The sequence below is a fragment of the Nocardia wallacei genome, from assembly GCF_029868745.1.
GTDB classification, from domain to species: domain Bacteria; phylum Actinomycetota; class Actinomycetes; order Mycobacteriales; family Mycobacteriaceae; genus Nocardia; species Nocardia wallacei_B.
In genome coordinates, this window is sequence record NZ_JARWOP010000223.1 from 1 (window position 1) to 4,456 (window position 4,456).

A 4,456-nucleotide genomic window follows, 5' to 3' on the forward strand; every position below is an offset into this window, starting at 1 on the left:
AACCCCCGCGGTGCTGGCGGGCCGCGTGGCTCCCGGCGCAGTCGCGTCCGTCCTTGTTTCTGTTTGTGTGGGGGTTTTTTCTTGGGGCCGGGGCCGCCCGCCCGGGCAACCACATCCGGCGGACCTCAGCTGGCGACCGACCCCACTGACCGAACGGAGACTCCCATGGTCCTGATGTTCCTCAACGGCGACGGCATGCGGGGCGGCCGTCTGCACGACCAGCTCGCCGGCGCCCCGCTGCTCCGCATCGCCCGCAGCGCCCCGAAATACCGCTACTACTCCGTCGGCGATCGCTTCCCCGCCATGATCGCCACCGCCATCGAGGGCCGCACGGTCACCGGCGAGGTCTACGACGTACCGCTGGAAGTCTTGCGCGACAACCTGATTCCCGCCGAACCACCCGAACTCGAACTCGACCTGATCGAATTGGACGACGGCACCGCCTGCCTCGCGACCGTCCTGCGCCGCAACCACCTCGACTCCCCCGAACTCATCGACATCTCCGACATCGGGGACTGGCGCACCTACCGCACCACCCCCTGAGTCCGAACCCGACACCCCCGGCTTGCGCAGGTCTGCCGCCACGGAACAGCACGGGCAACTATGTTCGAGGTGCCCCTTGTCGCCGATCAACGAGGAAGCGGGGTGCGATGCACTGGGATCAGATGACGGCCACGTCCGACGATCTGCGCAAACGCGCGACACGACTGCGCCGGGGCGTCGGGCAGCTGGGAGTCATCGAGTCGATCATCGACGCCGCGACCGGGCCGTGGCTGGGCGCCATGGACGCCGACGGCCGGGGCACCGCGGAACTGCGCATGCACCTGGCCGGGCGCTACCGGCTCACCGCGGTCGTGACCAGCGCCGGCAAGCTCAACCTGGTGCAGATGCAGACGCCCGAGCCCGGCGCGGAGCGGGTGCTGTCGTCGAAGCCCGCGCTCCGGCGCGGCTGGGAACCGCCGGAGGAGATGCCCAAACAGCCCGACTGGCTCGACTACGTCGTCGAATGGGTCGCGAAGGCCAGCGCCGATGTCGACCGCCGCGCCGTCATCGAATGGCACCTGGTGGGCGCCGACCGCAAGCTGGCCGCCATGAACGACACCATCGACAGCCTCCGCGTCAGCTTGCTCGAACGCGAGCAATTGCGCGACGAACTGGCCGTCGAGGTCGCGGAACTGCGCTCCGAACTCGATTCCCTCGGCAGCCGCCACCCCGACACCGACCACAGCAGCCGCGGAGGCCACGAGGGCACCGCGGCTGCTGGTGACGCCGCATATTGACGGACTTCGGGATTCACCCGATGTAGGGCCGAATCAGTAAGCGATGAACAGGATCTCGTCGCGCGAGTACTCGTGCCCGGGGTGGTTCTCGGCCAGATGCTTCTGGGTCTTCTCGACGAGATCGTCCTCGTCGGCGCCGACAATGGCTTCTCCGCACGGGCAGTTGAGATTCCGCTTCATGAGCCGTCCTTTCTCCTCGATCGGAAGTCTAGGTGTTCACCACGCTATCCGGCATAGCGGTCGGCGAGCTTCGCGTATTCGTCCAGCGTGCGCAGGGTTTCCGGCTCGGGCACGGTCGGCAGGGAGATCGTGACGCGCTCCACTCCGGCCTCGGCGTAGGCGTCGAGGAGCGCCGGGTCCGGAGCCACCGGGGTGATCGCGATCGGCAGGTCGTGTCCGTCGAGGGCGGCGAGTTGCGCGGGCACCTCGGCCGCCGATGCGACGCCGTTGGGGACCCAGCCGACGCCGTGCCGGACGGCGCGGCGGGCCGCGGCCTCGGCGCCACCGATGAAGATCGGCGGATGGGGGTGCTGGACCGGCTTCGGCCAGGCGTACATCGGGTCGAAATTCACGAAGCGGCCGTGGTACTCGGCGAGGTCTTCGGTCCAGATCCGGACCAGGGCCTCGAGTTGCTCGTCGAGCAGCGCGCCGCGGGTGCGCGGGTCGGTGCCGTGGTCGGCCATCTCCTCCCGGTTCCAGCCCACCCCGACGCCGAACACCACGCGCCCGCCGGAGAGCAGGTCCAGGCTCGCGACCTCTTTAGCGGTGTGGATCAGATCGCGCTGAATCAGCAGGGTGACACCGGTGCCTAGCACGAGCCGCTCGGTGACGGCCGCGATGGCGCCGAACGCCACGAACGGATCGAGGGTGCGGTAGTAGACGCGGGGCAGGTCGCCGCCGCCGGGATAGGCGGACTCCCGGCTCGCCGGGATGTGTGAATGCTCGGCCAGGAACAGCGATTCGAACCCGCGCTCCTCCAGCGCTCTGCCCAGCGCCGGGCCGCCGATGCCTTCGTCGGTGAGAAAGGTGTTGACTCCGATCTTCATACCGAGCCGAACCTCTCGAGTACCGACGTGTATTCCGCACTCGGCGCGCCGCTCGGGCAACCCGCCGGCGAATCCTCCGTAACATTCCGCTACCCGGAGGCGACGTCTCCGGTGACACATGGCCCGTCGGGGGGCTCGTCCATCCTCTTGTCGCAATCTGGAATGGAATCAGGACATGGCTCTTCGCGAGTTCATCGCACGGCACCGGATCGCTTCGGCCGTTGCCGCGCCCGCCGCGCTGGGAGTGGCGGCGATCGTCGCCGCCTCCTTCGCGCTGACATCGACGCCGCAGACCCGGGATACCCAGCTCACGTCGTCGGTCACCGAGTGCCACGACATGGTGACCATCTCGGTCGCCGGGCGCAACGACACCCCGGTCGCCGGGACCACGAAACTGCTGGTCGACGCCAACGGCAACGAGTTGCCCGCCGCGCTGTCGGGTGACCACAGCAGCGAGTGGGTCGATCCGGTCGTCAACGCACCCGCGGGCGCGGTCGATCCCGGTTCGTACGCCGCGGTCTACATCGCCTATCCCGCGAACATGGCCACCTACGAGGACGCCGTCACCGCCGGGGTCGCCAACACCGAGAAGGTGATGCGGGAGATCTCGCAGGCGTGCCCCGACACCAAGTTCTCGATCGTCGGCTACAGCGAGGGCGCGGACGTCGTGCGCCGGGTCGCGACGACCATCGGGCACCAGGAGGCCGACAAGGACGGCCGGTACGGCATCGTCGACCCGGACGACGTGATGGGTGTCGTCATCCTCGCCGATCCCGGTCGTTCCGCGGGCGACGGGCCCTTCCCCGGCGCCAAGGACCCGTACAGCAATCCCGACGGGTTCGACAAGGCGTATCAGAACGGCAAGCAGCCCGTCCCCGGCCAGGGCGCGATGCCCGGCACCAGCGGCGATTTCGGCGCGCTGAACGGCAAGGTCGCGTCCTTCTGCTCAGACGGCGACCTGACTTGCTCTGCGCCGCAGAACATTTCACTGCTACAGCTGGCGGTCAACGTCGGCCGCCAGTTGAACGTCGACGCGCTGGAGCGCGACGGGCTCACCCCGGCGACCGGACAGGACGTCGCCGTGGTGCTCGGCCGCATCGCGCTCGCGGCCTTCGCCGACATCCAGTCGCAGCCGAACTGGATGCAGAGCGACGAGACGTTCCTCCAAGTGCTGCTGCGGGTTTCGGATCCGGCCTACAAGCCGGGCCAGGCGCCGAAGGCATCCGCGCCGGCGGACTCGATCTCGACCGGTGAGATGTCGCCGCTGGCCTACCTGCCGCAGAAGGTGCTCAACGAGATCGTCGGCCTGATCGTGACCAACCAGAACACGATTCCCGTCATCCTCAGCGATCCCTACCAGCAGACCCTGGGCCCGAACCACACCGGCCACCACTTCGACTACTGGAAGGACGCCGACCCGGCCAACGGCAAGCCGCTGACCTCCGCCGAGTACGCGGCCGCCTGGCTCACCCACCTGGCGCAGCAGGCCCAGGCGGGCAAGCAGGTCGACCCGACCTCCCAGCCCGGCGAGGCCGACCTCGCCGCCGCGTACAAGGCGGCCACCACCACCGCGGCCCCCACCGGCACCTCCACCCCCACCACCACGAAGGCCACGCCGACCACCACCCCGACCACCACCGGCGCGCCGACGACAACCCAACCCCCCACCACCACAACAACTCCCGTGACCACCACCCCACCGACCACAACCCCCGAAACCACGAAGCCCACCACCACCCAGCCGACCACCACAACCACAACCACCGGCCCGACCGTGGCGGCGTCGAAGTAACACCACCCGACACCCGAAGAAGTGCTGCCCTAGCGAAGTAGCATCGCGGACCTGCAAGAGCCCGCGGACAGAGGTAGCCCTGCGCCCATTGGGTAAGCGGGCCGGGGGCCGCACCCCCCCCCCCCCGCGCGTGGGGGGGCCCCGAGACACCGCACCCCCCCCCCAGGCCGCGGCGGAGGTCGGGGACAGAAACAAGAATGCACAGAGCCGCAGCGGCGAGACGCTCACCGACTGCTGCGGCCCGCGGCTGGACGGAACCCGCCCGGCGCCCACGGCGGAGGCGCTGATGCGGTCGCGCTACACGGCATTCGCCGTCGGTGATGTGGACTACCTACTGC

General features: G+C 69.2%; 6 protein-coding genes. 4 read left to right on the top strand and 2 right to left on the bottom strand.

Annotation, left to right across the window (positions count from 1 at the left end):
- Window positions 1–165 precede the first annotated feature (165 nt).
- Both QH470_RS18825 and QH470_RS18830 read left to right on the top strand, forming a co-directional pair.
- Entirely contained in the window at window positions 166–543 is a 378-nt protein-coding gene (locus QH470_RS18825) for an allophanate hydrolase-related protein (protein ID WP_280273697.1), read from the top strand.
- A 122-nt stretch (window positions 544–665) separates the two neighbouring features.
- Window positions 666–1,280 (top strand): hypothetical protein, encoded by a 615-nt coding sequence (locus QH470_RS18830; protein ID WP_280273698.1) that lies wholly within the window; start codon window positions 666–668, stop codon window positions 1,278–1,280.
- Window positions 1,281–1,313: 33 nt separating this feature from the next.
- On the opposite strand, the gene QH470_RS18835 is transcribed toward QH470_RS18830, so the two are convergent.
- On the bottom strand, window positions 1,314–1,460 hold the full coding sequence (locus QH470_RS18835; protein ID WP_280273699.1) for a DUF1059 domain-containing protein: 147 nt from the start codon (window positions 1,458–1,460) through the stop codon (window positions 1,314–1,316).
- 44 nt (window positions 1,461–1,504) lie between these two features.
- A complete protein-coding gene (locus tag QH470_RS18840; protein ID WP_280273700.1) occupies window positions 1,505–2,326 on the bottom strand; it encodes a TIGR03619 family F420-dependent LLM class oxidoreductase in 822 nt (273 codons plus the stop codon).
- Between the two features lie 175 nt (window positions 2,327–2,501).
- Here QH470_RS18840 and QH470_RS18845 point away from each other — a divergent pair, with 175 nt between their 5' ends.
- On the top strand, window positions 2,502–4,118 hold the full coding sequence (locus tag QH470_RS18845) for a cutinase family protein (RefSeq protein WP_280273701.1): 1,617 nt from the start codon (window positions 2,502–2,504) through the stop codon (window positions 4,116–4,118).
- A 130-nt stretch (window positions 4,119–4,248) separates the two neighbouring features.
- The coding region (locus QH470_RS18850; protein ID WP_280273702.1) for a YchJ family metal-binding protein at window positions 4,249–4,456 on the top strand (208 nt) is incomplete at its 3' end.